This window comes from Streptomyces sp. NPDC005774, assembly GCF_042871645.1.
GTDB lineage: Bacteria > Actinomycetota > Actinomycetes > Streptomycetales > Streptomycetaceae > Streptomyces > Streptomyces pratens.
In genome coordinates, this window is sequence record NZ_JBIAIV010000003.1 from 223,830 (window position 1) to 249,285 (window position 25,456).

Consider the following 25,456-nt stretch of genomic DNA (forward strand, 5'->3'; position numbering starts at 1 on the left):
GGCAGACCTCCAACGGTTCGGGTGGCCGGTCTGCCCACGTCCACCAGAGGTGCCGTTCGGCACAGTTCCACAGCGACCGACAGGTGCGCCGGCCGACGTCCTCCAGCTTGTAGAGCACCGGGCCGCCGGACTGTAGGGGCTGGCTGCACTCTTGAACCCATGAACTGACGTGTCTGGAGCCGCCTATGATCGATCGCGTCGGTCAAAACAGCGCACATCGGCCGTAGTTGTGTAGTAGAAACATGCTATGAGTGCCGGATACCCGATCGAAGAACAACGTCGACAGCTGGAAAGTTGGCTCGGCTCGGACAGCTACGACGCCTTGCGTGCTGTCGTTCCCAGCGTTATGCCTGCGCAGTCCTTGGCTCTCTACGCCCGGTGGTGGCAGTTGGAAGCGTGGCTGCGGGAACTCATCTATGTAGAGCTACGTGCTCTGTATGGCGCGAATTGGCTTGATAAATTGCGGGCTGCGTCAGGCCGACAGGCGCAAGACGCAGCATACAAACACATGCCAACTGCCGATAGTGAAAACCCGCTCGCCTATCTTGACTATAGTCAACTTTTGCAGGTTATCGAAAATCATTGGGGGCAGTTTGAGTATGCGCTACTGGAAAGTGGCTCTTGGAGTGGGCGCCAAGAGGAGTTGAAGAGGGTGCGCCACCGGATTGGCCATATTCGCAAACCGCATAGGGATGACCTGGGTCGCATTGAGCAGACTCTTCGCGATCTAGAGCGGGGCGCTTTTATCGCTTGCGATGCATACAATAAACGCATCCTGCCGAGTCCGGAAAAGTTCAGAGATGCCATGACGGCCGGATGGATTGCAGGAGAGCATTCTACTGCGCAACGCCTCATTCGGCACGCAGATATTCAGTATGGGGTAGGTCTAGAAGTAAGAGTTAGCCGGCGCCCGTGGGCATCGTGGCCGGAAGACCTTGAGAACGCCGAGGGACTGTTCTGGCATGCAGACTTCTACTCGCGAGACCGCGCGGTTGATGTTCGTCACCTGTGGAATGAACTTCGAGGAATCCGCCCTCTAATTGTTCACATGCTCGTAAGTCATCCTCATCATGTGGAATTTACCTTCAGCTCCGTCGATGATTCTGCGGGTACAGCCGATGTTCTTGGAGCCTGTTTCGACGCTCTGCTGTATTCCCTGCGGCACGGCAGTAGAGCAATAGATGACGCAGGCCTCGACGACGAAGGCTTCGCAGAATGGAGGAGTCGAACAGACTCTATCGATTACCGAATCATGAGCAGTAGTGGATGGACGATCGTAAGTGAGGACACCATTCCCATTAGCATTTTTGGCGCGGGTGGACAGGTAGAGCTTCTTCCGGAATGGTAACCGGCTTCGTTGATTGCGGCGAGTTCCCTTTAGGCGTCAGGACACGGGAACCGCAATAGTTGGAAACTTGGTCAGTAATACCTTGTCGAAATGTAGGACGAAATCTCGCGACACAATAGCAGACCTGACCGCCACTTCGGAAGAAAAGGTGATTATCCTTCCGTTCACTTGGGCGGATAGGACACGCGAGTACTGTTCTTTCAAGCGAAAAAGATCCTTAAACTTACTTACCTGTAGATCGGTAAGTTGGCCGTCGCCATGCACGATGCTATTTCGTAGGTCGATGACTGCATCAAAGTCCTGAGAAGCTTTATCTCCGGATACGTTGATGTCGAAAGCAGCGTTTAGCCACTTGCGCCTGGCGTCCCACGTTCGGAAAATTGAGTCTTCTACCTCTCGGTGCAGCGCGCGCGCCAAGGGAAAGGACATGGCGGCGTCAGCTGAAAACAGGCTCTTGATCACCTTATCTACGTGAGCTTCGACCAGCGTGGCACAGGAGACCACCGCTGCTCGAATGCCCTCCTGATCAGTGCTGGCGTACGGCCTAGTCCCTAGGATACTCACCCTTCGCAGCACACTTTCACCGCTTTCCGTAAGCCGCCAAGCGGTCAATTCTGCTCTCCCCAGGAGAAGGTTTCGCGATTCAGTGAACCTGCATTGACAACAGATTTCCTAAGGGAAGCATTGAGATTCCCTTGACGGCCCATGGCTGCCGCAATCGCATGTTCTGAGATTTTGGTGGACGTCTTCAGTAGCTCCACGGTCACGTCATCGGTCAACGTCCCGAATTTAGCTGACACCCATGCGGCTTCCGCCCTCACCATTTCATGCCGGTCGCTGCACTGCTCTCCAGCCCAGTTAAGTACCCAATCGCAATCTGCAGAGCTTCCCTTATGGAGCTTCCCTGCAACGTGGAGTAACCAAATTCGTCCTGACGGTCCAATCCTCCCTGCTTCAATTATTTTCCGTATTAGAGACCAGTTGTCTTCAGTCTCAGAAAACGAATCCATGCGACTGAGGATGTATTTGCAAACTCGTTCCAGGCGTACCGGCTCCCGAAATATGAGGTTCGTGAAGACTTCAGCCTCAATCCGAAGGTCGTCCTTTTGGAGAACCGTAATGGCGAGGGGGATCATGCGCCGGAGCTCTTTTGCCCTGTAGGTCTCCATGTCGGGCTGGCGCCCTGCAATCGAGGCCTTCCAGTCGGCAATGATGCGCCGCATTGACTCCTTCAACGCTTTTTCATCGTCGGGTGGAATTTTTATGACTTCTTCATCATCGTAGTCTTGCTGTACCAGTTGAACGAGGGTGAGGCGGGATTTTGCGCTGTCGAAGTACTTCTTCTGCAGGATCTCTCTGTTCTTGGCTCGCGCCCTGTGAGCCTCGGCTCGTATGATGCCTGTCTTGTCCGACGACAGGATGAGCCCCAATTCGCGTGCATACTCTGCCGCGTACTCGATTACTCCATTAGCCATCTCCCAGTTTTCGACCCGGATGCGAAAATCGTCTGCATAGCGGATTACGGGCAGCTTGTGGCGCAACAGTTGGCGTTCCAAGACGCTAAGGTAAAGGTCGGCCAATCGGTCGCTTGGCGTCGAGAGTTGGGGTAGGCCTCGTCCGTTGAAAGAGCACCTCTTAAGGAACGAACGGATTGCATTAGCCTTGTTGTGATCCAAAGTTCGCATTAGGAGTTCACGATGCAATATCTCATGGTCAATAAACTCGTAGCAGGCCGCAATGTCAATGTCGACGATGTACTCGCTCGGGGAGTCCTTGGCGAACTTCTCGAAGAGGTCCCAGTTCCCCTCACTGCGACTGTCAGGCTCTAGTAGGGCTTTGTTAGGTACCCCGGGTGTCCAAGGAAGGGCGGGGTCGTGATTTCCTCTCGGCTGTGACACCTGAGGAGATGGAAGAGGTCCGCCCGCGCCTGGAGGCGTTCGCGGCCCAGATGCTTGGCTCGCTGGCCCGCCGGGACCAGCGTGCCAAGGGCGAGCTGTACCTGCGCGGACTGATGCTGGACGGCAAACGCAAGTCCATGCAGCCCATGGCCGAGCGCCTGGGCGTGGACCACCAGCAGCTCCAGCAGTTCGTGTCCTCCTCCACCTGGGACTATTCCAAAGTCCGTGAAAAGCTTGCGCGTTGGGCCGGGGCGCACATCGGCCCGGAGGCGTACGCCATCGACGACGTCGGCTTCCCCAAGGACGGCTATGACTCCCCGGGGGTGGCACGGATGTACTGCGGCGCGCTGGGCAAGCGCGGCAACTGCCAGATCGGGGTCAGCGTCAACCTGGTGTCCGACCGCGCGTCCTCGGCCGTCGACTGGCGCCTGTTCCTGCCCGAGAGCTGGGACGACGCCAAGCACGGCGAGGACCCGCTGCTGGCCGAGGCGATCCGGCACCGCCGTGCCAAGGCGGGTATCCCCGACGCGGCACGGCACCGGGAGAAGTGGCGCCTGGCCCTGGACATGCTCGACGAGGTGCGCGGGGACTGGGAACTGCCGGACCTGCCGGTCGTCGCCGACGCGGGATACGGCGACGCCACGGGCTTTCGCGAGGGCCTGACCGAGCGCGGTCTGGCCTACGCGGTCGCGGTCAAGGCCACCACCTCCGCCCACCCGGGCGACGCGAGGCCCGAGCGCCCGCCGTACTCCGGGCAGGGCCGCCCTCCCGTCCCGGCCTACCCCCAGCCGCACACCACCCTGCGCGCGCTGGCCCTGGCAGCCGGGCAAGCCGCTACCCGCACCATCACGTGGCGCCGGGGCAGCAAGGCCACCAAGCACAACCCGAACGCCGAGATGCGCTCGCAGTTCCTGTCCCTGCGGGTCCGCCCGGCCAACCGATCGATCCGGCGAAGCGCCGACGGCGCGCTGCCCGAATGCTGGCTGCTCGTCGAGTGGCCACCTGACTCCGCCGAGCCGACCGACTACTGGCTCTCGACGCTGCCCGCCGACACCCCACTGCGGGAGCTGGTCCGAATCGCCAAGATCCGCTGGCGAGTTGAGCACGACTACCGCGAGCTCAAGGACGGTCTCGGCCTGGACCACTTCGAGGGCCGGAACTACCTCGGCTGGCACCGCCACACCACCCTCGCCTCCCTCGCCCAGGCCTTCTGCACCATGCTCCGACTCGACCCAAAAGTCCCTGCGCCGGCCTGACCCTCTACGCGGTCCTCCGCGAACTCCAGAGACTCCTGGCCACCTGGACCGGCGCCTGCTCGATATGCGGCCAGCCCGCACCAACCCCCGAACCCCACCACAAGACCTAACAAAGCCCTACTAGTTGCTTGTCAATGGAATCCACAAGAGCTACGTAGAGGCACCTGGACGCCACGTCTGGAACTACAATTGGCCTATGCCCAAATTTTTTCTTTGGCATAGTGATGGTCTCAACAGAGATACCGACGCTCGGTGTCAACGCAATCTTTGCAAGACTGGTCAAAGTTTCATGTGAATTGGCCAGCGATCGATCGGTAATCAACGCAGGCAATCGGTCAAGCGGTTTTCCCAGAACGGTTTTGATTGCTTTGGGAATGTTCAAATTCTCCAAATTACTGCTCGCCATCTTCTCCGCCGCCTGCCGTTCATAGGGTGAGGCAAACATGATGACAGCGAGGCTCGGCCTCGTCACGAGCTTTGATCGGGCCGACGAGGTCGGCGGAACGGGTTTGGCCGGTGGCCTGCCCGGTCTGGGGTCGAGCATGATCAGGGGGCCGTACGCTGGTTGGCAACTCGGGCAGGCTTTGGACCTGCCCGCAATGTGCACGAGTGGCCCCCTGGTCTTGCTCGACGCGGGACCCGGACCGGGGAGGTGGCTAAAGCCCAAGGCCGTGAAGTTACGGACTGATCGTCGGCGTCAAGATGTTGATGCTGAGGGTGGCCGTGTAGGTGCGTCGGTCGACCTTGAGGCTCTTGTACGCGTATCGGGACAGGGGTCGTTTCACTGCGCGGGGGCTGACGCGGAGGCGGCGGGCGGGCATGAGCTGGTCCAGGACGGCTCGGCCGATCGTTCCGACGAGGTCGATCACGGTGTCGGCGATGATGCCCGCGGCCTGGACGATCTGATCGCGGGCGCATCGGAGCGCGACGCTGAAACTGCCCCGGTCCGGGTCCGCTCCGGGTGTGGTCTCGGTGGCGTCGGCGATCGCGATCCGCAGGATCTGGTAGGCACTCAGCAGGGAGTAGACCTCCTGGGCGATGCCGGTCCAGGTCCTCGAGCGCAGGACCCGCCGGCCCAGCATTGACTTCTTGATCGCGAAGTAGGCGGACTCCACTTCCCATCGCTCGTGATACAGGCTGACCAGGTCGGACGCCGGGTATCGGTGGTGGTCAAGGAGGTTGGTGGCCAGTCGGTAGAGCCCGGTCTGACGGCCCTGGCTGGTGGTGATGGTGATCTCGCACTCGATGATGCGGACCTCGACGCCGCCGAAGCGGGAGAGGTAGGAGCCGTCGTCGAAGCGGGCCAGGACCGGGGGCTTGCGGGCGGCCGAGACGCGAGCCAGGAAGGCGGCCTCGGTGGCGGCGACGGCGGCCAGGAACGTATTGCTGGAGAAGCCCCGGTCCAGCAGGACGATCATGCCGTGGTGCAGGGAGCGCGTCAGGCGCTTGCCGTAGACGGTCTCGCCGCTGGACCGGGGGCCGAAGGCGGCGTCCAGGACCGCGCGGGTGCCGCAGGCCACCAGCGCGGTCAGGCAGATCTGCGGGTAGCCGGAGGTCGCGTACTGGTTGGTGCTCTTGCCCAGGCGGGCCCGGTGCAGCGGGCTGTCGGGGACGTCGAGGTAGGTGCCGTCGATCGCGACGGTCAGCAAGCCCTTGAAACGGGCGCCGACGGTACGGATCGCCGTGGCCGGCCCGCGCAGCAGGTCGAACAGGGCCCGCATGGGGCGGACACCAAGGCGCGTCCGGGCGTCCCAGAGCGCCGTGCCGGTGACCTTCGCGACCGGTATCGCCTCCAGCGCGGCGGTGAGCTTGCGCCAGACGGCCAGGTAGCCGCAGTCCTCGAACAGCGCTGCGGCCAGCAGCAGGTAGACCACCACCCGGGCGGGGATCTTCCGCAGTCGTTGCTGGACGGCACCGGTCTCGGTGAGGGCCGCATCGACCATCTCGAACGGGACGATCTGGGTGAGTTCTCCCAGGTGCCCGGGGGCGAACAGGCCCTTGGCTACCGTGATTTCACGCGTGATGACACACTGATCGGACAGCGGAGCCTCCGGTGCTGTGAACGGCTGTCTTGGTCGACTGCCAGTTCTACCGGGGCTCCGCTTCTCACGTCCGAAGTTGCCACAGATCAGAGCGCACTTGCCATCAGCCCCGCAGCCGTAACTTCACGGCCTTGGGCTAAAGCCGTGGAGCCGACCGCCCCAGCCACGACGTACCTACCTCGAGATTGGCGGCTGATTGCTGTCCGCGCGGCACGGGCGCCGGCCGGGCTGGAGCGGGGCGGAGACAGGAGCGCAGGCCCGGCCGGGGGGCGGGCCGCGCGCGGTGAGCGGAGCGAGCCGCCTTGATGACGTAGAGAAAATCTGAGCCAACTCGGCTGTGCTACAGCCGGAACGACAGCTCCAGCTCGTCACCCGGAAGGTGGAATTCCTCTAGCGCGAGGGGCCTGTCAGCCTCTGTGAGGGTCACGCGGATGACGTGCAGCAGCGGGACCCCGTCTGCGAGTCGGAGGGCCTGGGCCTGGTCCGGTAGGGGCATGCGGGTGCGGACGTACTCCGTGAAGTGGAGTTCGTGGCCCAGGTCGGTAAGCGCTGCGTAGAGATCCGGGGCTGGCGGTGGGGGCTCCTCCTCGTACTTCGTGTCGATCAGTATCGAGAACGGGATGTAAGTCCGGTGGAGTTGGCGGAGGCGGCCGTGGTCTGCGGTCTGCAACGCGTCGTACGTGAACATGGGCTCGCCCGGCGGGATGCGGAGTAGGTCCGCGAGGGCGAGCGGGGCGTCGGTGCGGGTGGCTACCGGGGGCTCGGCGTCGGTCCAGCGGATGCCGTCGGCCTCGATGTACCGGGCGTCAGATGCTCGGCGTACGCCCCGCGGGCGCGTGTGACTGGGCCGGCTGTGCGGGGAGCGGGCGAAGGTTCCGCGGCCCATGATGGCCTCGACGAGACCGGAAGCCCGTAGTTCGCTCAAGCCCTGGCGGACTGTGGGGCGCGTCACGCCGAACTGTTTCGCCAACGCTTCCTCGGAGGGCAGGGGTTGGCCGGAGGGGAAGGTGCCGTCAAGGATGCCTTCGCGCAGGTAGTCGGCGATCTGCCGGTACTTCGGCTGCGTGTTCTTCGGCGGCATGCGGGCCCTCCGTGGCCGTTCCTTCTGCTGCTGGCCGTCCTCGTGGATGGCTTGTCCACGTTCGTGGACGTGGACGCACAGCCTCTCTCATCGCAAGACGGTTGACAACCCGTACTACGGGTGGGCAACCTTGCCTGAGTCACCCGTACTACGGGTGGTCTAGCAACCCGAAGGATCTCCCTTCGGGTGCCCAAGCGATGAGGAGAACCGAACAGTGGCAACCCTTCCGATCGACACCGCGAAGTACACGGGGATCATCTGCGCCGTCCCCCCGGCGCCACGGGTGGCCAACCGTGAGACCGGTCAGCTTCGCGTCGACCGCGAGACCGGCAAGACGGTTTACCAGGTCGGTCTCTGCCTGATGGCGGGGACGTCGGCCGACGTCGTGAACGTGAGCGTGGCCGGTGAGCCGGCCGGTGTGCAGCTCGGCATGCCCGTGGCCGTGCGGGACCTGGTCGCCACGCCGTGGGAGAACGACGGGCGGCACGGGATCGCGTTCCGCGCGGCGGAGATCCGGCCCCTGAGCGCTCCCGCCACCTCGGCGGGCAAGGGGGCCGGGCAGTGATGAAGCTGGCCTCCGCTACTTCGGCCGACGTGACGTGGCCGAGCTGGGTTCTGGTGGTGGCCGCCGTGCTGGTGCCGGGTCTGCTTCTGGCGGGCCCGGCCCTACGCAGCCGCTATCCCGGTGCCTGGTGGTTGTTATGCGGCTTCCCTGCTGTGGCCTTCCGGGTCGTGCAGACCTGGCGGCCCTTGATGGCGGGCTGCGGGCTCGCCGTGAGCCGTCGGCCGGCGTTGACCGTGGTGTCCGGGCTCGTCGGCAAGGGGGCGCCTCCGCCTCAGCCGCGGGTGCCTCGCCGGGGGCTCATGCGCCCGACCTCCGGCGGCTTCGTACTGCTCGTGAGGCTGCTGCCGGGGCAAGTGCCGGAGCACTTCGTCAAAGCGGCGCCTGCCATGGCGGAGAGCTGGCAGGTGCACGCGGTGCGGGTGACCTCCTGGAAACCGGGAGTCGTACGGATCGTCGCGTCGGCGGTCGACCCACTGGCAGATCCGCAGGTGCCGAAGCAGCGAGGGCCCCGCCATCTGCTCCGGGTGACCGTGGGCACCCTGGAGACCGGAGCCGAGTGGGTGGTCGACCTGCGGCGCGTTCCTCACTGGCTGATCGTCGGGGCCACGCGCTCGGGAAAGTCGACGCTGATCAATGCCCTTGTGGCGGGCCTCGCCCCGCAGCCCGTCGCTTTGGTCGGCATCGACTGCAAGGGCGGCATGGAACTGTCCCTCTACGAGCCCCGGCTGTCCGCCCTCGCGACGAACCGAGAGCAAGCAGTGCGGCTGCTGACCGCCCTCGTAGACCTGACCCTCGACCGTATGTCCCTCTGCCGGGCGACCCGCGTCCGGAACATCTGGGGCCTGCCCGACAAGGAACGCCCGGTCCCCGTCGTCGTGATCGTCGACGAGATCGCGGAACTCTTCCTCGTGGCCAGCCGGAACGAGAAGGACGAAGCGCACGCGGCCGGTACGGCGCTGATCCGGCTGGCCCAACTCGGTGCGGCACTCGGGGTGTTCCTCGTCGTGGCCGGCCAACGTGTTGGTTCCGATCTCGGGCCCGGTGTCACGGCTCTGCGGGCGCAACTGGGCGGCCGGGTGTGCCACCGCGTGGCCGACCCCGGTACCGCAGAGATGGCGCTCGGCGACCTCAACCCCGACGCGCTGAAGGCGGCGCAGGCCATCGCCCCGGAGCAGGCCGGAACCGCCGTCCTCGCTTCCGGCGACGGCTGGGAGCGCGCTCGGTCCCACCTGATCACGGAAGCAGACGCGGAAGCCGTCGCCGCCGAGTACGCGCACCTGACTCCCGTCCTGTCCGAACTGCACGTCGAACCGTGAGAGGGGCTTGCCGTGCTGGTGTCCATGTCGGCCGTTCTGCTGCTCGGCCTGCTGATCTGGTTCCTCCTGCGCATCCGGTACCTCAGGTGGGCCGATGCGCTGCTCTGCGGAACCTTCGGCTTCCTGCTCGCCCGGACCGTGGCCGCACCCGTGGTGCAGGCCCTCCTCGACGGAGTGAACGGCTTCCTCGGCCAACTCCGCTTCTGACCACACCACCACCGACCGACAAGGGGATTCCCTGTGTCCAACCACGTCATCCGCTCCGGTGACCGAGCCGCCTTCCTGGCCGGTCTGCGGGAGCTGATCGGCTTCCTGATCGCCCATCCGGACGTGGTCGCACCGCGTCACGCGTCCATCGTCATCCTGGTCGACGCCTCCGACTCTGCAGCGCGCCTCGACGGCGTGAAGTCCATCGCCGCTCCGCTCGGTGTGCCGGCGGAGGACATCGGCCGGGGCTACTTCGGCGCCCGCCGTGACTTCGGCCCGATCTCGTACGGCGTCGTCGGCATTCCTCCCGAGGAGCGGCAGTGACCGCCCGTACGACGGGCTCCCGACGGGGCGCGAAGTCGCCAAACCCGACCTCGTCAGGAACCCACTCCATCCGCCACGTGAGCAGTGAAAGGAGCACTCACACTTTGTCCACCGCGCATCGTCCGCGCAAATCCCCGCCGCTCGCCTGCGACCTCAGGCAGCGTGACGCGCAGGTCCCGACCTGTGCCGGACGGGAACAGATCGTCCTCGTCGAACTCGACGGAACCGAGCAGTGGCTGTGCCCCAGGCACGCCGCCGCCGTGTGGCTCACCAACCCGACGCTGCGCTTCAGCGCCAAGACACGGCCGGAGGGCATCTCGGCAGTGATGGGGAAGGCGTTCGGCGACGGTGGCAAAGGAAGTGGTCAGCGATGACCACAGCCCTTCCGCGGAGCGTCTCGGCGCTCGTCGCCAGAGCCTCGGATCCGGATTTCGCCGCCTGGCGCCGGAACATCGTCCGCCTCGGTGGCTGCACCAACCCGATTCATCTGGTCGGCGCAGCCACCGTCTACGACACGACGACCGGTGCCGCTCTGCTCTCCTACGGATCGGATGCCTACGGCGGTCGCCTGCTCACCGCGTGTGGCAACCGGCGGGCGACGGTCTGCCCGACCTGCTCGGCCCTGTACCGGGCGGACACGTACCAACTCGTCCGGGCCGGTCTCGTCGGAGGAAAGAGCGTCCGCGAGGCGGTGAGGGATCACCCACGGGTGTTCGCCACGCTCACCGCCCCCGGGTTCGGCCCGGTCCACACGCGCCGCGAGCGTGACGGGCGCGTGCGACCCTGCCGACCTCGCCGGACAGGTGACCACTGCGCACACGGGACCCCGGCCGGATGCCGGGAGCGGCACCCGGCGGACGACCCTCGTCTCGGCGAACCTCTCTGCCCGCGCTGCTACGACTACGCGGGGGCGGTCCTCTGGCACGCGTTCGCAGGTCGGCTCTGGCACCGGTTCGGGCTGGAGCTGCGGCGGGAGGTCGCCCGGCGGGTCGGCCTGTCGCGTACGGAGTTAGGGGAGGTCGCCCGGCTCTCGTACGCGAAGGTCGCCGAGTACCAGCGGCGGGGCCTGGTCCACTTCCACGCCGTGATCCGCCTCGACGGCCCGGGCGGCCCCGACTCGCACCCGCCCGGCTGGGCCACGGTGCCGCTCCTCGTCGACTCGGTGCGGGCCGTGGTCGGGAGGGTGCGGCTGACCGCCCCTGGTTCGGCGGTCATCGGGCCGCGGGTGCTGCGCTTCGGCACCCAGGTCGACGTACGGCCGGTCACCTCGACCGGACGGACAGCGGGGGAGCGGCCTGCCTCCGCGGCGGCCGTGGCGGGCTACATCGCCAAGTACGCCACCAAGGGTGCGGAGACCGCCGGCGCCGTGGACGGCCGGATCCACCACGCACGGGACATGGTCATGTTGCCGGTCCGCGCTCACGTGCTGCGCATGATCAGTACGTGTTGGTGGCTCGGCGGCCTGCCGGAGTTCGCCCCGCTCGGGCTGCGGCGCTGGGCCCACATGCTCGGATACGGCGGCCACTTCTCCACCAAGTCGCGTCGCTACTCGACCACGCTGACCGCCCTCCGGCAGGCCCGTGCCGACCATCGCGCGGAGCAGCAGCGGGACGCCCTCGGCCTGTCGGAACACTCGACGGTCACGGTCGGCCACTGGCGTTACGCGGGGCGCGGCTACTCACCGGAAGCGGCGCTCCTCGCTGCCTCGGTGCGGGAGGGCGGTGCCTCCCATGGCGCGTGACACCCGCTCGGCGGCGGCTGAGCTGCTCACCGTGCGCCAGGTGCTCGACGAACTGGGCGGCATCTCCCGGCGCACCTTCTACCGCTGGCGGGAGCTGCGTCTCGCGCCGACCTGCATCCGTCTGCCGAACGGTGAGCTCCGAGTCCGGCGTGACGTGCTCAACGACTGGTTGGAGGAGCGTGCGGAGGGAGCGGCCTCGTGAAGTCCTACAAGGCTTCCGTGTGGAAGCTCTCGGTCAACAAGACCACCAAGAAGCCGACCTACCTCGTGCGCTGGGTGGTCGACGGGCAGCCCTTCAGCGAGTCGCACAAGACCAAGGCGCTGGCCGACCGCTTCCGCGCCAAGCTCGTGCGAGCGCTCGACAAGGGCGAGCCGTTCGACACGGTGACCGGACTGCCCGACTCCCTGCGTGGCGGCAAGGCGGCGCTGTCCTTCCTTGACCTGGCGACCAAGTACGTCGATGCCCGCTGGGCGGAGACGTCGGCCAAGCAGCGGGACAGCATGACGGATGCCCTGGCGACGGTCGTTCCCGTCCTAGTCAAGCCGGGACGGGGGCGACCCGCTCCCGAAGTGTTGCGTCGGGCGCTGCGCTCGTATCTCCTACCCGTGCCGCACAGGGAGCGGGAGCGCCCGGAGGAGATCGCCTCTGCCGTGCGGTGGATCGAAAAGGCTTCGCTTCCGGTGGGGGAGCTGCAGGAGATCAGCCGTGTGCACGAGCTGATCGACGGGCTGAGCCGGAGGCTGGACGGCAAGCCCGCGGCCACCCAGACCTATCGGCGTCGGCGGGCCGTCGTCTTCAACGCGCTGGAATACGCGGTGGAGCTGGAGCACCTCACCTCCAACCCGCTGAGCCGCGTCCGGCGCAAGCGGGGCAAGCGGGCGGTGCAGGAAGTCGACCGCCGGGTGGTGGTCAACCCGCGGCAGGCCCGAGAGCTGCTCACCGCACTCACCTACGTGGGCGGTTACGAGCGGGCTAGCGGCCGGCGGCTGCGGGCCTTCTTCGGATGCCTGTACTACGCGGCCATGCGGCCGGGCGAGGCGCTCGGCCTCCGCCGCTCCGACTGCACGCTTCCGGCACAGGGCTGGGGCCGCATCGAGCTGGCGGAGACCCGTCCGGCGGCCGGTAAGGCGTGGACCGACTCCGGCGAGGCGCACGACCGGCGAGGGTTGAAGCAGCGGGCTCAGGGAGAGGTACGCACTGTGCCGATTCCGCCCCCGCTCGTGCGGCTGCTCCTCGACCACCTGGACGAGTTCGGCACGGCGGAGGACGGCCGGTTGTTCTCCAGCGAGCGGGGCAATGTGATCGCTGCCTCGTCGTACTCCCGAGCGTGGAAGCAGGCCCGGGAACTGGCGCTCGTCCCCGACCAGGTGTCCTCGGTCCTCGCCTTCCGGCCGTACGACCTCCGGCATGCGGGCGTCTCCCAGTGGCTCAACTCGGGAGTGCCCGCCCCGGAGGTAGCCGCTCGGGCCGGCCACTCGGTGGACGTGCTCCTGAAGATCTACGCCAAGTGCATCGACGGCCAGGAACAGGAGATGAACGACCGGATCATGCAGGGCCTGGGGGAGGAGTAAACCGCAGACTGACTGACACAACGGCAGGAAGGAGCCCCGGACCGGGAACGGTCCGGGGCTCCTGCTCGCAGGTGGTTCGCACGGCTGTGCCCAGAACTCGCAAATGGTGGTCTGGCCTGCAACGCAGGTTTGAGATCATCCGTCTGCGAGTTGGTTGTCATCGCTGGCAGTTACAGTCCGGGATGTGGATGCGAAGACTGATCGGGTGTATGTGATCGGCGCCGCGGGACATCCCGACCGGGTCAAGATCGGACACGCGATAGACCCGTTCAAACGGCTGCGGACCGAGCTGCAGCCAGGTTCCCCTGTCGAGCTTTACATGATGTGGACGTGGACTCCCCCGGAGGGGAGAACCGCACAAGCGTGTGAGGCGGTATTGCACCAGGTGCTCAGCGGCTATCGCATACACAACGAGTGGTTTTGGATGCGGGACTTGGACCCACTGTGTCTAGTTCGCCGAGCATGGCGCGACTTCGTATCTGACGAGCATGGAACCTGGTACGACGGTCTCTGGCGCTACGGGGACAGGCGGAAGGTTCAGCAGCGCCATCGCTGTGTGGTCGAAAGGACAGTGTCTGCCTGCCCTGTCTCCGCAGAACCGTGCGTCTCTCAGGAAAGCTTGTGCTCTGTCCCAGCTGCCGTCCGAACGGCGTCGTCCAACTCAGAACGTGACGGTTTCCGTGACGTGGTGTAGCGCTGCAGGGGCCGTGACTCGCAAGATCGACGGGAGCCCTGGGCTGTAGGGCTCCCGGGCTCTGATCTGTCCACAAGCGGTCCATAGAGCTACGCCTAGACGGGTGCGACACACACTCTGACCTGCCGCGGAACCCTCCAAGATCAACACGCTATTACAACGTGATCACTGGCAAACGGCTGCTTCCGGCGGCATACGGCTGCACATACGCGAAGACCCCGTTCTCAGCGTTTCCGCTGGTGACGGGGTCTTTGGGCACCTCATGCAAGGTGCCCCCGGCAGGATTCGAACCTGCGCACACGGCTCCGGAGGCCGTTGCTCTATCCCCTGAGCTACGGGGGCGTGTCGGTTGCGGTGATCGCTTCGACGGATAGAACAGTACCAGTTCTGACGGGGTGGTCATGAACCGGTTTTCCATGGGCCGGGGAGGCCGGTGTCACCCCGTGTGTTCGAGGTGCCACCCCTGGGGGTGGAAGTGGGGAAAACGCGGACGCGGTGGCCGGTCTCGACCTACTCTCGAGTTGTGCCAGGGGCGTCGCGCCGAGTGCTTGTTGTGGACGACAACAAGGTCATCCGGCAGTTGATCAGGGTCAATCTCGAGCTTGAGGGCATCGAGGTCGTGACCGCGGCCGATGGTGCCGAGTGTCTGGAAGTCGTTCATCAGGTGCGGCCCGACCTGGTCACCCTCGATGTCGCCATGCCGCGGCTCGACGGGCTCAGGACCGCGGCCCGGCTGCGTTCCGACCCCCGAACCCGTGACCTTCCGCTCGCCATCATCAGTGCCTGTACCCAGTACGAGGTCGAGAGCGGGCTCGATGTCGGTGTGGATGCTTTCCTCGCCAAGCCCTTCGAGCCCACTGAACTCGTGAGGGTGGTGTGGCAGTTGATCGAGCGGCGGAGGCGGGGGAGTGGCGGTGGGGCCAGCGGGAGCGGCGGTGGGATGAGCGGTGGCAGTGGCCTCGGGGGTGCCGAGCGGGCCGCCGGGCACGCTCCGGGGTAGTCGCGCCGCCCGGTCCGTCCATTCGGGCGTCCACATGGCGGGATCACGGCCGAACCGGCTCGCCTCCCGACCCCCTTCCTCCCCTACCCTTGTCCCGTGACCCCCGTCGAGCTCTCCCGTACCGTGCTGCGCGCGGTGCGCTGTGCTGTCGACGAGGGGGAGCTGCGGGTGGCCGTGCCCGAGCGGGTCGTCGTCGCTCCGCCGGGGCCCGGGGGGTGCGGGGAGTACGCCACCAACGTCGCCCTTCAGCTGGCCCGCCCTGCCGGGCGGACGCCGCAGCACGTCGCCGAGGTTCTTCGGGACCGCCTTCTTCGCGCCGACGGCATCGGTGATGTCGTCATCACCGGACCCGGGTTCATCAACATCAGCCTGCGAGGGTCTGCCGCCCCCCTCGCCCTCGTGGAGGAGATCCTCAGCCCCGGTGGCATCCCTTACGGGCATCTGCCGGAGGCGAGCGGGGAGCGGGTACTGCTGCACGGTGCGGCCGAGGTGCGTGCCTTCGTTCACCTCGACGTGCTCGTTCGGATTCTGCGGTCCCAGGGATGCCTGGTGCGGGCCGGCGGTGACGCGCCCCCCCGGCCCGAGTGGATCGCCGTACTCGGCGGCGGAGTCGTCGATCACCGGCCCGTCGATGACCGGCCCGGTGCGGCCCCCGACGCCCCCCGTATCGACGTCCGTCCCGTGCCCGCCCCCGCCGACCCGCTGCCGCTCGGCCGGGATGCCGCGCGGTGGGCGTTGCTGCGGCCTGCGGCGCACGACCGGCCGCGGATCGGTGCGGAGCACCTGGAGCAGAGGGAGAGCAACTCCCTCTTCCGGGTGCGGTACGTCCACGCCCGGACCCGCGCCCTCCTGCGCAACGCCGCCGACCTCGGGTTCCGTCCCGAGCTCGGCGCCGTCGGCGTGAGCGGAACCCGGCCGCTGCTCACCGCCCTCGCCGACCACCCCCGCGTTCTCGCGGCCGCCACGCGGCACCGCGCCCCCGACCGGCTCGCCCGGCATCTCGTCACCGTCGCCGATGCCACGCAGCCGCTGCTTCCCGCCGTGCTGCCGCTCGGCGCGGAGAAACCCTCGGCCGTCCACCGCGCCCGGCTCACGCTCGCCGAAGCCGCCGGGACGGTGCTGGCAGACGGCCTGTCCCTGCTCGGTATCGACGCACCCGACCATCTTTGAGAGAGCACGCGAAGAATGAGCCGTTCCGCACATCCCGCCGGGCCCCGTTACGCCGACGTCCTGCCCGAGGGGCACTACTCCGCACCGCCCGCCGATCTCAACGCCCTCGACCCGAAGGTGTGGGCGCAGACCGTCGGCCGTGACGAGGACGGTGCGCTCACCGTCGGCGGGGTCCCCGTCGCGCGGCTGGCCGAGGAGTTCGGCACCCCCGCCTACATTCTCGACGAGACCGATTTCCGGGCCCGCGCGCAGGCCTGGCGCACCGCCTTCGGGGACGACGCCGACGTGTTCTACGCCGGTAAGGCGTTCCTCTCCCGGGCCGTCGTGCGGTGGCTCCACGAGGAAGGGCTGAACCTCGACGTCTGCTCCGGCGGGGAACTGGCCACCGCCCTGTCCGCCGGCATGCCCGCCGACCGGATCGCCTTCCACGGCAACAACAAGTCCGTGACCGAGATCCGCCGGGCCATCGAGGCCGGGGTCGGGCGGATCGTGCTCGACTCCTTCCAGGAGATCGTCCGGGTCGCGCACATCGCGCAGTCGCTCGGCAGACGGCAGCGGGTGCAGATCCGTGTCACCGTCGGCGTCGAGGCGCACACGCACGAGTTCATCGCCACCGCGCACGAGGACCAGAAGTTCGGGATCCCGCTCGCCGGCGGGCAGGCCGCCGAGGCCGTGCGGCGGGCGCTTCAGCTGGACGGGCTGGAGCTCATCGGAATCCACTCGCACATCGGATCGCAGATCTTCGACATGTCCGGGTTCGAGGTCGCCGCCCACCGGGTGGTCGGGCTGCTCAAGGAGATCAGGGACGAGCACGGGGTAGAGCTGCCCGAGATCGACCTCGGCGGCGGCCTCGGCATCGCCTACACCAGCGACGACGACCCCCGCGAGCCGCACGAGATCGCCAAGGCGCTGACCGAGATCGTCACCCGGGAGTGTGAGGGCGCCCGCCTCGCGACCCCCCGCATCTCCGTCGAACCGGGGCGGGCCATCGTCGGCCCGACCGCCTTCACGGTGTACGAGGTCGGCACCATCAAGCCGCTCGACGGGCTGCGCACGTACGTCTCCGTCGACGGCGGGATGTCGGACAACATCCGCACCGCGCTGTACGACGCCGAGTACAGCGTCTCCCTCGTCTCCCGCAGCTCCGACGCCGAGCCGATGCTCTGCCGGGTCGTCGGCAAGCACTGCGAGAGTGGTGACATCGTGGTGCGTGACGCCTTCCTGCCGGGGGACCTGGCGCCGGGCGACCTGATCGCCGTACCGGCCACCGGCGCGTACTGCCGGTCGATGGCGAGCAACTACAACCACGTGCTCCGCCCGCCCGTCGTCGCCGTCGCGGACGGTGAGGCGCGGGTCATCGTCCGCCGCGAGACCGAGGATGACCTCCTCCGTCTCGACGTCGGGTGAGGAGAGGGAACAGCGGAAGCGCGCGGCAGAACAGAACAGAACAGATACAGAACAACGGCAGAAGCGACAGAAGTGACAGAGGCGGGAAAGCGGAAGATCTTCGGTTCTTCCGGCTTCCCGATGAAATTGATGTCTCACGATCCGGACAAAGGGAAGAAACTTCCGTCCGGTGAGTGAGACTGGGGCAACCTAGACGGTAATCAGGAAACGAGGTCGGATGATGCGTACGCGTCCGCTGAAGGTGGCGCTGCTGGGCTGCGGAGTGGTCGGCTCAGAGGTGGCGCGCATCATGACGACGCAGGCCGCCGACCTCGCCGCCCGCATCGGCGCCCCGGTGGAACTCGCCGGGGTCGCCGTGCGGCGCCCGGACCGGGTACGCGAGGGCATCGCCCCGGAGCTGGTCACCACCGACGCCACCGCCCTGGTCAAACGCGGCGACCTCGACGTCGTCGTCGAGGTCATCGGCGGGATCGAGCCCGCGCGGACGCTGATCACCACCGCCTTCGCGCACGGCGCGTCCGTCGTCTCCGCGAACAAGGCGCTGATCGCCCAGGACGGGGCCGCGCTGTACGCCGCCGCCGAGGAGCACGGCAAGGACCTCTACTACGAGGCCGCCGTCGCCGGTGCCATCCCGCTGATCCGGCCGCTGCGCGAGTCGCTCGCCGGTGACAAGGTCAACCGGGTGCTCGGCATCGTCAACGGCACCACCAACTTCATCCTCGACAAGATGGACTCCACAGGAGCCGGCTACCAGGAGGCGCTCGACGAGGCCACCGCCCTCGGATACGCCGAGGCCGACCCGACCGCCGACGTCGAGGGCTTCGACGCCGCCGCCAAGGCCGCCATCCTCGCCGGGATCGCCTTCCACACGCGCGTGCGGCTCGACGACGTGCACCGCGAGGGCATGACCGAGGTCACCGCCGCCGACTTCGCCTCCGCGAGGGAGATGGGCTGCACCATCAAGCTGCTGGCCATCTGCGAGCGGGCCGCGGACGGTGGATCCGTCACCGCGCGGGTGCATCCGGCGATGATCCCGCTCGCCCACCCGCTGGCCTCGGTCCGCGGCGCGTACAACGCCGTGTTCGTGGAGTCGGAGGCCGCGGGACAGCTGATGTTCTACGGGCCCGGCGCCGGCGGGGCACCCACCGCCTCCGCCGTGCTCGGCGACCTCGTCGCGGTCTGCCGCAACCGGCTGGCCGGAACGACCGGACCGGGCGAGTCCGCCTACGCGGCGCTGCCCGTCTCCCCGATGGGCGAGGTCGTCACGCGCTACCACATCAGTCTCGACGTGGCCGACAAACCGGGTGTTCTCGCCCAGGTCGCGACCGTGTTCGCCGAGCACGGTGTCTCGATCGATACGGTTCGCCAGCAGGGCAAGGACGGGGAGGCCTCCCTCGTCGTCGTCACCCACCGTGCGTCCGACGCGGCCCTCGGCGGCACCGTCGACGCCTTGCGCAAGCTCGACACCGTACGCGGTGTCGCCAGCATCATGCGGGTTGAAGGAGAGTAAGCAGCAATGACCCACCAGTGGCGCGGAATCATCGAGGAGTACCGGGACCGGCTGCCGGTCGCCGACACCACGCCGATCGTGACGCTCCGTGAGGGCGGTACGCCGCTCGTGCCCGCGCAGGTGCTCTCCGAGCGCACGGGGTGCGAGGTCCACCTCAAGGTCGAGGGCGCGAACCCGACCGGGTCCTTCAAGGACCGGGGCATGACCATGGCCATCTCCAAGGCCAAGGAGGAGGGCGCGCAGGCCGTCATCTGCGCCTCCACCGGCAACACCTCCGCCTCCGCCGCCGCCTACGCGGTGCGCGCCGGGATGGTCTCCGCGGTGCTCGTGCCGCAGGGCAAGATCGCCCTGGGCAAGATGGGCCAGGCCCTGGTGCACGGCGCGAAGATCCTCCAGGTCGACGGCAACTTCGACGACTGCCTCACTCTCGCCCGCGCGCTCAGCGACAACTACCCCGTGGCGCTGGTCAATTCGGTCAACCCGGTGCGTATCGAGGGGCAGAAGACGGCCGCCTTCGAAATCGTGGACATGCTGGGCGACGCCCCCGACATCCACGTCCTGCCGGTGGGCAACGCGGGCAACATCACCGCCTACTGGAAGGGCTACCGGGAGTACGCCGCCGACGGCATCGCCACCCGGACCCCCCGGATGTGGGGCTTCCAGGCGTCCGGCAGTGCCCCGATCGTGCGCGGCGAGGTCGTCAAGGACCCGGCGACGATCGCCACCGCCATCCGGATCGGCAACCCCGCCTCGTGGCAGTACGCGCTTGCCGCGCGGGACGAGTCCGGTGGCCTCATCGACGAGGTGACGGACCGTGAGATCCTGCGTGCCTACCGGCTGTTGGCCTCGCAGGAGGGCGTCTTCGTCGAGCCGGCGTCCGCCGCGTCGGTCGCCGGTCTGCTGAAGGCCGCCGAGCAGGGCAAGGTGGACCCGGGGCAGAAGATCGTGTGCACCGTCACCGGCAACGGACTGAAGGACCCGGACTGGGCCGTCGCCGGCGCGCCGCAGCCGGTCACCGTCCCCGTGGACGCCGCGACGGCCGCCGAGCGACTCGGACTGGTCTGACCTCCGGTGGCCGGAAGGCCGGGGCGCGCCGCCCCGGGCCTTCCGGACACCGCGGCGCCGGGCGTTCCGCACCCGGCGCCGCGGCGGCACGCGTCGGCAGGACGGGCGTAAGAAGGCGCTTGTCCGGGGAAGTTCTCCGCGAGGGGGCACAGGGGGCTTAAGGCACGCATCGTGCGCCTCCCGTGCGCCCTATGTCGACACAGAACCTTCCTTCGATAGTCTGTACTCAACCCACCGCCGCATATGCCGCGGTCCCGCGTCGTCTCCGTGGTCCGGACCATGGGCCAGAGGGGCTCGGAGGGGTTCGGGAAGCGGCCGGCCACCCTGGTCGGCGGCGATCCCAGGGGTTTTGCACGTCATCGAATGTCATTTGACAGTCTTCGACAGTCCTTCGACAGTCACCGTCACAGTCCCCAGCTCAAGGAGAGTCATCGAGCGATGGCCGGTCCCGCGTTCCGCGCCGCCGCCGTCCGGGTGCGCGTCCCCGCCACCAGCGCCAATCTCGGTCCGGGCTTCGACGCCCTCGGCCTCGCGCTGGGCCTGTACGACGACATCGTCGTCCGGGTGGCCGACACCGGGCTGCACATCGACATCGCCGGCGAGGGCGGTGAAACCCTCCCCCGCGACGAGAACCATCTGCTCGTACGCTCCCTGCGCACCACCTTCGACCTGCTCGGCGGACAGCCGCGCGGCCTGGAGATCGTCTGCGCCAACCGCATTCCGCACGGCCGGGGCCTGGGCTCCTCCTCCGCCGCCATCTGCGCCGGAATCGTCGCCGCCCGCGCCGTGACCATAGGCGCCGAGGCCAGGCTCGACGACACCGCGCTGCTCGAACTCGCCACCGAGATCGAGGGCCACCCCGACAATGTCGCGGCCTGTCTGCTGGGCGGCTTCACCCTCTCCTGGATGGAGAGCGGCGCGGCCCGCGCGATCAGGATGGAGCCCGCCGAGTCCGTCGTGCCGGTGGTGTTCGTCCCCAGCAAACCCGTCCTCACCGAGACCGCGCGCGGCCTGCTGCCGCGCACCGTGCCGCATGTCGACGCCGCCACCAACGCGGGCCGTGCCGCCCTGCTCGTAGAGGCTCTGACCAGGCGTCCCGAGCTGCTGCTGCCCGCCACCGAGGACCGTCTGCACCAGGATTACCGCGCCCCCGCCATGCCCGAGAGCGCGGCGCTGGTCGAGCGACTGCGCGCGGACGGCGTCCCCGCGGTGATCTCCGGCGCCGGACCCACCGTCATGGCACTGGCCGACGCGGACACCGCCGACAAGGTCGAAGCGCTGGCCGGCAACGACTGGGCCGCCAACCGGCTCAGTCTCGATCTGCAGGGAGCGAGCGTGCTTCCGCTCGCCACCTGACACACGGTTGCCGGATAAGGAGAGGGGGAATGTTTGTTGGATCCGGTAGTGTTAACCTCAAGTCTGCACCCGACCCCACCATGGCGAGGTGCCTCGTGTCCCCGCTCGGGACAGACATTCTTCCGGGAGCCCCCCAAGCCCAACTGTGTTCTCTGCTTCGTATGCGAGTAGTACGTCGCACACGGACACTGAACGGCCCGCCGGGCACGCTCCGGAACCGGTGCGACCACGCCACGTGACATCGAATGCCACGGCTCGGGGAAGCGCCATCACCAGATATTCCTTCCGCCGTTCAGGCGGACCACCGCCCCGGCACGGTTCGCACAGCAAGAACCGAAGCCGGACAGCACAACCGGTCGCCGAGCCAGACAGGCCGACGTCCGCTCCAGGGAAGGACCCTTCGTGAGCGACACCACCGATCTGATGGGCGCACGTGTCGAGGAGACCGCTGCCGCGCCCGCCACGGACGCCTCCGCGCCTGCCAGCGGTGCCGGCTCCCGGCGGCGCCGGGGTACCGGCCTCGAGGGCATGGTGCTGGCCGAGCTGCAGCAGGTCGCATCCGGCCTCGGCATCAGGGGCACCGCGCGTATGCGCAAGAGCCAGCTGATCGAGGTCATCAAGGAAGCCCAGGCGTCGGGCGGCTCCGCCGCGCCGAAGAGCGAGGCCCCGGCCGAGGCGGCGGAGACCAAGCCCAAGCGTCGCGCCACCTCCCGGACCCGTACGGGTGACACCGCCGAGAAGAAGTCCGCCGCCGAGGCTCCTGCCGAACAGGCCACCGCCCAGCAGCAGATCGACATTCCCGGCCAGCCCTCCTCGAAGGCCTCCGCCCCGGCCGAGCAGGCCCCGGCCGAGCAGGCTCCGGCCGAGCAGGCCCCCGTCGCGCGTCGCCGCCGAGCCACCGCGGACGCGGGCGCTCCGGTCGCCGCGGCCGAGCAGGCCCCCGCCGAGGCGAAGAGCGACGCGAAGGCCGAGAGCCAGGCGCAGTCGCAGCAGTCCCCGGCGCAGGGCGACGCCAAGTCCGACAACGACGGCGGTGACGGCCGCCGCCGTGACCGCCGCGACCGCGGCCGTGACCGCAACGACCGTGGTGACCGCGGGGACCGCAACGACCGTGGTGACCGCGGCGATCGGAGCGATCGGAGCGACCGCGGGGACCGTCGCGGCAAGGGCGACGACCAGCAGCAGAGCCAGCAGCAGAGCCAGCAGCAGAGCCAGCAGCAGAGCGGCGGCCAGGGCCGTCCGCAGAGCCAGCAGCAGGGCGGCAGCCGTCAGCAGGACGACGGCTACGACGACGACGGAAGCGGTCGTCGCGGACGGCGCGGCCGCTACCGCGACCGTCGCGGCCGCCGAGGCCGCGACGACATGGTCTCCGAGCCGCAGCTCACCGAGGACGACGTCCTGATCCCGGTCGCGGGCATCCTCGACATCCTCGACAACTACGCGTTCATCCGGACCTCCGGCTACCTGCCCGGCCCGAACGACGTGTACGTCTCCCTCGCCCAGGTCCGCAAGAACGGCCTGCGCAAGGGCGACCACCTCACCGGTGCGGTGCGCCAGCCGAAGGACGGCGAGCGGCGCGAGAAGTTCAACGCGCTGGTCCGCCTCGACTCCGTCAACGGCATGGCGCCCGAACACGGCCGCGGCCGCCCGGAGTTCAACAAGCTCACCCCGCTGTACCCGCAGGACCGCCTCCGTCTGGAGACCGACCCCGGTGTCCTCACCACGCGGATCATCGACCTCGTGTCGCCGATCGGCAAGGGACAGCGCGGTCTGATCGTGGCCCCGCCGAAGACCGGCAAGACCATGATCATGCAGGCGGTCGCCAACGCGATCACGCACAACAACCCCGAGTGCCACCTGATGGTCGTCCTCGTCGACGAGCGTCCGGAAGAGGTCACCGACATGCAGCGGTCGGTGAAGGGCGAGGTCATCTCCTCGACCTTCGACCGCCCGGCCGAGGACCACACCACGGTCGCCGAGCTCGCCATCGAGCGCGCCAAGCGCCTGGTGGAGCTGGGCCACGACGTCGTCGTGCTGCTCGACTCGATCACGCGTCTGGGCCGTGCGTACAACCTCGCCGCCCCGGCCTCCGGCCGCATCCTGTCCGGTGGTGTCGACTCGACGGCGCTGTACCCGCCGAAGCGCTTCTTCGGTGCGGCCCGCAACATCGAGGACGGCGGTTCGCTGACCATCCTCGCCACCGCCCTGGTGGACACCGGGTCCCGCATGGACGAGGTGATCTTCGAGGAGTTCAAGGGCACCGGCAACATGGAGCTCAAGCTCGACCGGAAGCTCGCCGACAAGCGCATCTTCCCCGCGGTGGACGTCGACGCGTCCGGCACCCGCAAGGAGGAGATCCTGCTCGGCAGCGACGAGCTGGCCATCACCTGGAAGCTCCGCCGGGTGCTGCACGCACTCGACTCGCAGCAGGCGATCGAGCTGCTTCTCGACAAGATGAAGAAGACGCAGTCGAACGGCGAGTTCCTGCTGCAGATCCAGAAGACGTCGCCGACGCCGGGCAACGGCGACTGACGTTCGTCCTGCCTGTCCCCTCACAAGGGCCGCTCCCCGGACATCCGGGGAGCGGCCCTTGTGGTCCGGGGCGTGGTTCCGGACGCGGCTTCGGACATGGTTCCGGACGTGGTTCCGGTACGGCCGGAGGGGTACCCGGGCGGACGGGAGCTGTGAGGCCTATGTCTGCCGAGAGCACACGCCGGACTGACCGTCCCCCGGCCGGGGACGGCCGTCGGGGGTGGCGGCGGGGCATGAAGGCCGTGGCCTGGACCGCGGCCGTTCTCGTCGTCCTCGGCGGTGCCGGCCTCGGGTACGTGTACCTCACGTTCAACGGCAATATCAGGAGCGTCGACATCGACCGGCTACTCGGCTCCGACCGGCCCGGGAAGGCCGACGACGGCTCCGAGAACATCCTCGTGCTCGGCTCCGACACCCGCTCCGGCGGCAACAAGGAACTCGGCGGCGGTACCGACGACGGCACGGCACGCTCCGACACCGCGATGATCGTGCACGTCCACGAGGGACGGGACGAGGCCTCCGTGGTGTCCGTCCCGCGTGACACCCTCGTCGACCGCCCCCGGTGCACCGGCACCGGGGGCGGCACCCGCCCCGCCGCGAACGGCGTGATGTTCAACTCCGCGTACACCACGGGCGGGGCCGCCTGCGCCGTGAAGACCGTCGAGTCGATGACCGGCCTGCGCATGGACCACTACCTGGAGGTCGACTTCAGCGGCTTCCGGGAGCTCGTCGACGAGCTGGGCGGCGTCGAGATCACCACCACCGAGGACATCGACGACCCCGACAGCCACCTGAAGCTCGCCGCCGGAACCCATCGGCTCGACGGCGCGCAGGCCCTCGGCCTGGTCCGTACCCGGCACAGCATCGGCGACGGCTCCGACCTCGGCCGCATCCGGCTCCAGCAGGCCTTCGTCAGGGCCCTGGTCCAGCAGGTGGGCGACATCGGCCTCCTCACCGACCCCAAGAAGCTCTACGACATCACCGACACGGCCACCAGGGCCCTCACCACCGACTCCGGCCTGGGCTCGGTGAACTCCCTGATGGCCTTCGCGGGCGGCCTGAGGGGCATCGACCCCGCCGGCCTGCACATGGTGACCATGCCGGTGCGGTACGACCCCGCCGACCCCAACCGCGTCGTTCCCGAGACGGAGAAGGCGCGGCTGGTCTGGGACGCCCTGAGGAACGACGAGCCGATCCCGGGGGCGGTCACGGACCGCACGGCCACCAGCGAGCCAAGGACGTCGTCAGCGCCCCGTGAGCGCCCTCCCGAGGGCCGCTCCCCGGCCGCTTCCCCGTAAACCCCCGCCGCACCTTCGGAGGGCCGCCGTCACCGCCCCGGGAACAAATGACGGCGGCCCCCGGTTTTGGGGGA

The 25,456-nt window shown here is 67.8% G+C and carries 23 protein-coding genes and 1 tRNA gene; 19 read left to right on the forward strand and 5 right to left on the reverse strand.

Going from position 1 to position 25,456, the window contains the following annotated elements:
* Window positions 1–247: 247 nt before the first annotated feature.
* On the forward strand, window positions 248–1,348 hold the full coding sequence (locus tag ACFYQA_RS04985; RefSeq protein WP_388911612.1) for a Swt1 family HEPN domain-containing protein: 1,101 nt from the start codon (window positions 248–250) through the stop codon (window positions 1,346–1,348).
* A 36-nt stretch (window positions 1,349–1,384) separates the two neighbouring features.
* Here the strand turns inward: ACFYQA_RS04985 and ACFYQA_RS04990 are convergent, their stop codons facing one another.
* Window positions 1,385–1,810, reverse strand: coding sequence for a hypothetical protein (locus ACFYQA_RS04990; protein ID WP_388911615.1), 426 nt, complete (start codon window positions 1,808–1,810; stop codon window positions 1,385–1,387).
* 146 nt (window positions 1,811–1,956) lie between these two features.
* Complete coding sequence (locus ACFYQA_RS04995; protein ID WP_388911618.1) at window positions 1,957–3,246, reverse strand: reverse transcriptase domain-containing protein; 1,290 nt, start codon at window positions 3,244–3,246, stop codon at window positions 1,957–1,959.
* Here ACFYQA_RS04995 and ACFYQA_RS05000 point away from each other — a divergent pair.
* Window positions 3,240–4,502 (forward strand): IS701 family transposase, encoded by a 1,263-nt coding sequence (locus tag ACFYQA_RS05000; RefSeq protein ID WP_388911621.1) that lies wholly within the window; start codon window positions 3,240–3,242, stop codon window positions 4,500–4,502. The genes ACFYQA_RS04995 and ACFYQA_RS05000 overlap by 7 nt on opposite strands.
* 677 nt (window positions 4,503–5,179) lie before the next feature.
* Here ACFYQA_RS05000 and ACFYQA_RS05005 read toward each other — a convergent pair.
* Window positions 5,180–6,544, reverse strand: coding sequence for an IS4 family transposase (locus ACFYQA_RS05005; RefSeq protein WP_388911793.1), 1,365 nt, complete (start codon window positions 6,542–6,544; stop codon window positions 5,180–5,182).
* 340 nt (window positions 6,545–6,884) lie between these two features.
* On the reverse strand, window positions 6,885–7,625 hold the full coding sequence (locus ACFYQA_RS05010; RefSeq protein ID WP_388911623.1) for a GntR family transcriptional regulator: 741 nt from the start codon (window positions 7,623–7,625) through the stop codon (window positions 6,885–6,887).
* 214 nt (window positions 7,626–7,839) lie between these two features.
* Here ACFYQA_RS05010 and ACFYQA_RS05015 point away from each other — a divergent pair, with 214 nt between their 5' ends.
* From ACFYQA_RS05015 to ACFYQA_RS05055, 9 genes are all read left to right on the forward strand, one after another.
* Entirely contained in the window at window positions 7,840–8,190 is a 351-nt protein-coding gene (locus ACFYQA_RS05015; RefSeq protein WP_004983394.1) for a hypothetical protein, read from the forward strand.
* On the forward strand, window positions 8,190–9,506 hold the full coding sequence (locus ACFYQA_RS05020; protein ID WP_388911626.1) for an FtsK/SpoIIIE domain-containing protein: 1,317 nt from the start codon (window positions 8,190–8,192) through the stop codon (window positions 9,504–9,506). Before ACFYQA_RS05015 ends, ACFYQA_RS05020 begins: the two co-directional genes overlap by 1 nt.
* Before the next feature lie 12 nt (window positions 9,507–9,518).
* The gene (locus tag ACFYQA_RS05025; protein ID WP_004983392.1) at window positions 9,519–9,713 is read left to right on the forward strand and encodes a hypothetical protein; all 195 of its coding nucleotides are present in this window, start codon (window positions 9,519–9,521) and stop codon (window positions 9,711–9,713) included.
* A gap of 33 nt (window positions 9,714–9,746) precedes the next feature.
* Window positions 9,747–10,037, forward strand: coding sequence for a hypothetical protein (locus ACFYQA_RS05030; RefSeq protein ID WP_388911630.1), 291 nt, complete (start codon window positions 9,747–9,749; stop codon window positions 10,035–10,037).
* Window positions 10,038–10,141: 104 nt separating this feature from the next.
* Entirely contained in the window at window positions 10,142–10,411 is a 270-nt protein-coding gene (locus tag ACFYQA_RS05035) for a hypothetical protein (protein WP_388911633.1), read from the forward strand.
* Window positions 10,408–11,778 (forward strand): replication initiator, encoded by a 1,371-nt coding sequence (locus ACFYQA_RS05040; protein WP_388911636.1) that lies wholly within the window; start codon window positions 10,408–10,410, stop codon window positions 11,776–11,778. The genes ACFYQA_RS05035 and ACFYQA_RS05040 overlap by 4 nt, the downstream gene beginning before the upstream one ends.
* Entirely contained in the window at window positions 11,768–11,980 is a 213-nt protein-coding gene (locus tag ACFYQA_RS05045) for a helix-turn-helix transcriptional regulator (RefSeq protein ID WP_388911639.1), read from the forward strand. Before ACFYQA_RS05040 ends, ACFYQA_RS05045 begins: the two co-directional genes overlap by 11 nt.
* Window positions 11,977–13,350, forward strand: a complete 1,374-nt coding sequence (locus ACFYQA_RS05050) for a tyrosine-type recombinase/integrase (RefSeq protein WP_388911642.1) — start codon at window positions 11,977–11,979, stop codon at window positions 13,348–13,350. Before ACFYQA_RS05045 ends, ACFYQA_RS05050 begins: the two co-directional genes overlap by 4 nt.
* 211 nt (window positions 13,351–13,561) lie before the next feature.
* Window positions 13,562–14,044, forward strand: coding sequence for a GIY-YIG nuclease family protein (locus ACFYQA_RS05055; protein ID WP_388911796.1), 483 nt, complete (start codon window positions 13,562–13,564; stop codon window positions 14,042–14,044).
* Between the two features lie 270 nt (window positions 14,045–14,314).
* Here the strand turns inward: ACFYQA_RS05055 and ACFYQA_RS05060 are convergent.
* Window positions 14,315–14,386 (reverse strand) — tRNA-Arg (locus ACFYQA_RS05060).
* 133 nt (window positions 14,387–14,519) lie between these two features.
* Between ACFYQA_RS05060 and ACFYQA_RS05065 the strand changes: the two genes are divergently transcribed.
* The 8 genes from ACFYQA_RS05065 to ACFYQA_RS05100 all read left to right on the forward strand — a co-directional run bounded on the left by ACFYQA_RS05065 (window position 14,520) and on the right by ACFYQA_RS05100 (window position 25,382).
* Window positions 14,520–15,044 carry a response regulator gene (locus ACFYQA_RS05065; protein WP_388911799.1) on the forward strand — a complete coding sequence of 175 codons (525 nt, stop codon included), beginning with the start codon at window positions 14,520–14,522 and terminating at the stop codon, window positions 15,042–15,044.
* A gap of 96 nt (window positions 15,045–15,140) precedes the next feature.
* On the forward strand, window positions 15,141–16,214 hold the full coding sequence (gene nrtL, locus ACFYQA_RS05070; protein WP_388911645.1) for an ArgS-related anticodon-binding protein NrtL: 1,074 nt from the start codon (window positions 15,141–15,143) through the stop codon (window positions 16,212–16,214).
* A 15-nt stretch (window positions 16,215–16,229) separates the two neighbouring features.
* Window positions 16,230–17,621, forward strand: coding sequence for a diaminopimelate decarboxylase (gene lysA / locus ACFYQA_RS05075; RefSeq protein WP_388911647.1), 1,392 nt, complete (start codon window positions 16,230–16,232; stop codon window positions 17,619–17,621).
* Between the two features lie 217 nt (window positions 17,622–17,838).
* A complete protein-coding gene (locus ACFYQA_RS05080; protein WP_388911650.1) occupies window positions 17,839–19,131 on the forward strand; it encodes a homoserine dehydrogenase in 1,293 nt (430 codons plus the stop codon).
* Window positions 19,132–19,137: 6 nt separating this feature from the next.
* On the forward strand, window positions 19,138–20,196 hold the full coding sequence (gene thrC, locus ACFYQA_RS05085; RefSeq protein ID WP_386402193.1) for a threonine synthase: 1,059 nt from the start codon (window positions 19,138–19,140) through the stop codon (window positions 20,194–20,196).
* Between the two features lie 438 nt (window positions 20,197–20,634).
* Window positions 20,635–21,552 carry a homoserine kinase gene (thrB, locus tag ACFYQA_RS05090; RefSeq protein ID WP_388911653.1) on the forward strand — a complete coding sequence of 306 codons (918 nt, stop codon included), beginning with the start codon at window positions 20,635–20,637 and terminating at the stop codon, window positions 21,550–21,552.
* Between the two features lie 402 nt (window positions 21,553–21,954).
* A complete protein-coding gene (gene rho / locus ACFYQA_RS05095) occupies window positions 21,955–24,084 on the forward strand; it encodes a transcription termination factor Rho (protein ID WP_388911656.1) in 2,130 nt (709 codons plus the stop codon).
* Between the two features lie 161 nt (window positions 24,085–24,245).
* Window positions 24,246–25,382, forward strand: a complete 1,137-nt coding sequence (locus tag ACFYQA_RS05100; RefSeq protein WP_388911659.1) for an LCP family protein — start codon at window positions 24,246–24,248, stop codon at window positions 25,380–25,382.
* The last annotated feature ends 74 nt before the right edge of the window (window positions 25,383–25,456 follow it).

Coding starts and splice junctions, on each gene's coding strand:
- ACFYQA_RS05045 (WP_388911639.1), top strand. CDS start 11,768: ATGGCGCGTGACACCCGCTCGGCGGCGGCTGAGCTGCTCACCGTGCGC.
- ACFYQA_RS05020 (WP_388911626.1), top strand. CDS start 8,190: ATGAAGCTGGCCTCCGCTACTTCGGCCGACGTGACGTGGCCGAGCTGG.
- ACFYQA_RS05080 (WP_388911650.1), top strand. CDS start 17,839: ATGATGCGTACGCGTCCGCTGAAGGTGGCGCTGCTGGGCTGCGGAGTG.
- ACFYQA_RS05100 (WP_388911659.1), top strand. CDS start 24,246: ATGTCTGCCGAGAGCACACGCCGGACTGACCGTCCCCCGGCCGGGGAC.
- ACFYQA_RS05010 (WP_388911623.1), bottom strand. CDS start 7,625: ATGCCGCCGAAGAACACGCAGCCGAAGTACCGGCAGATCGCCGACTAC.
- lysA (WP_388911647.1), top strand. CDS start 16,230: ATGAGCCGTTCCGCACATCCCGCCGGGCCCCGTTACGCCGACGTCCTG.
- thrC (WP_386402193.1), top strand. CDS start 19,138: ATGACCCACCAGTGGCGCGGAATCATCGAGGAGTACCGGGACCGGCTG.
- ACFYQA_RS04985 (WP_388911612.1), top strand. CDS start 248: ATGAGTGCCGGATACCCGATCGAAGAACAACGTCGACAGCTGGAAAGT.
- ACFYQA_RS05040 (WP_388911636.1), top strand. CDS start 10,408: ATGACCACAGCCCTTCCGCGGAGCGTCTCGGCGCTCGTCGCCAGAGCC.
- thrB (WP_388911653.1), top strand. CDS start 20,635: ATGGCCGGTCCCGCGTTCCGCGCCGCCGCCGTCCGGGTGCGCGTCCCC.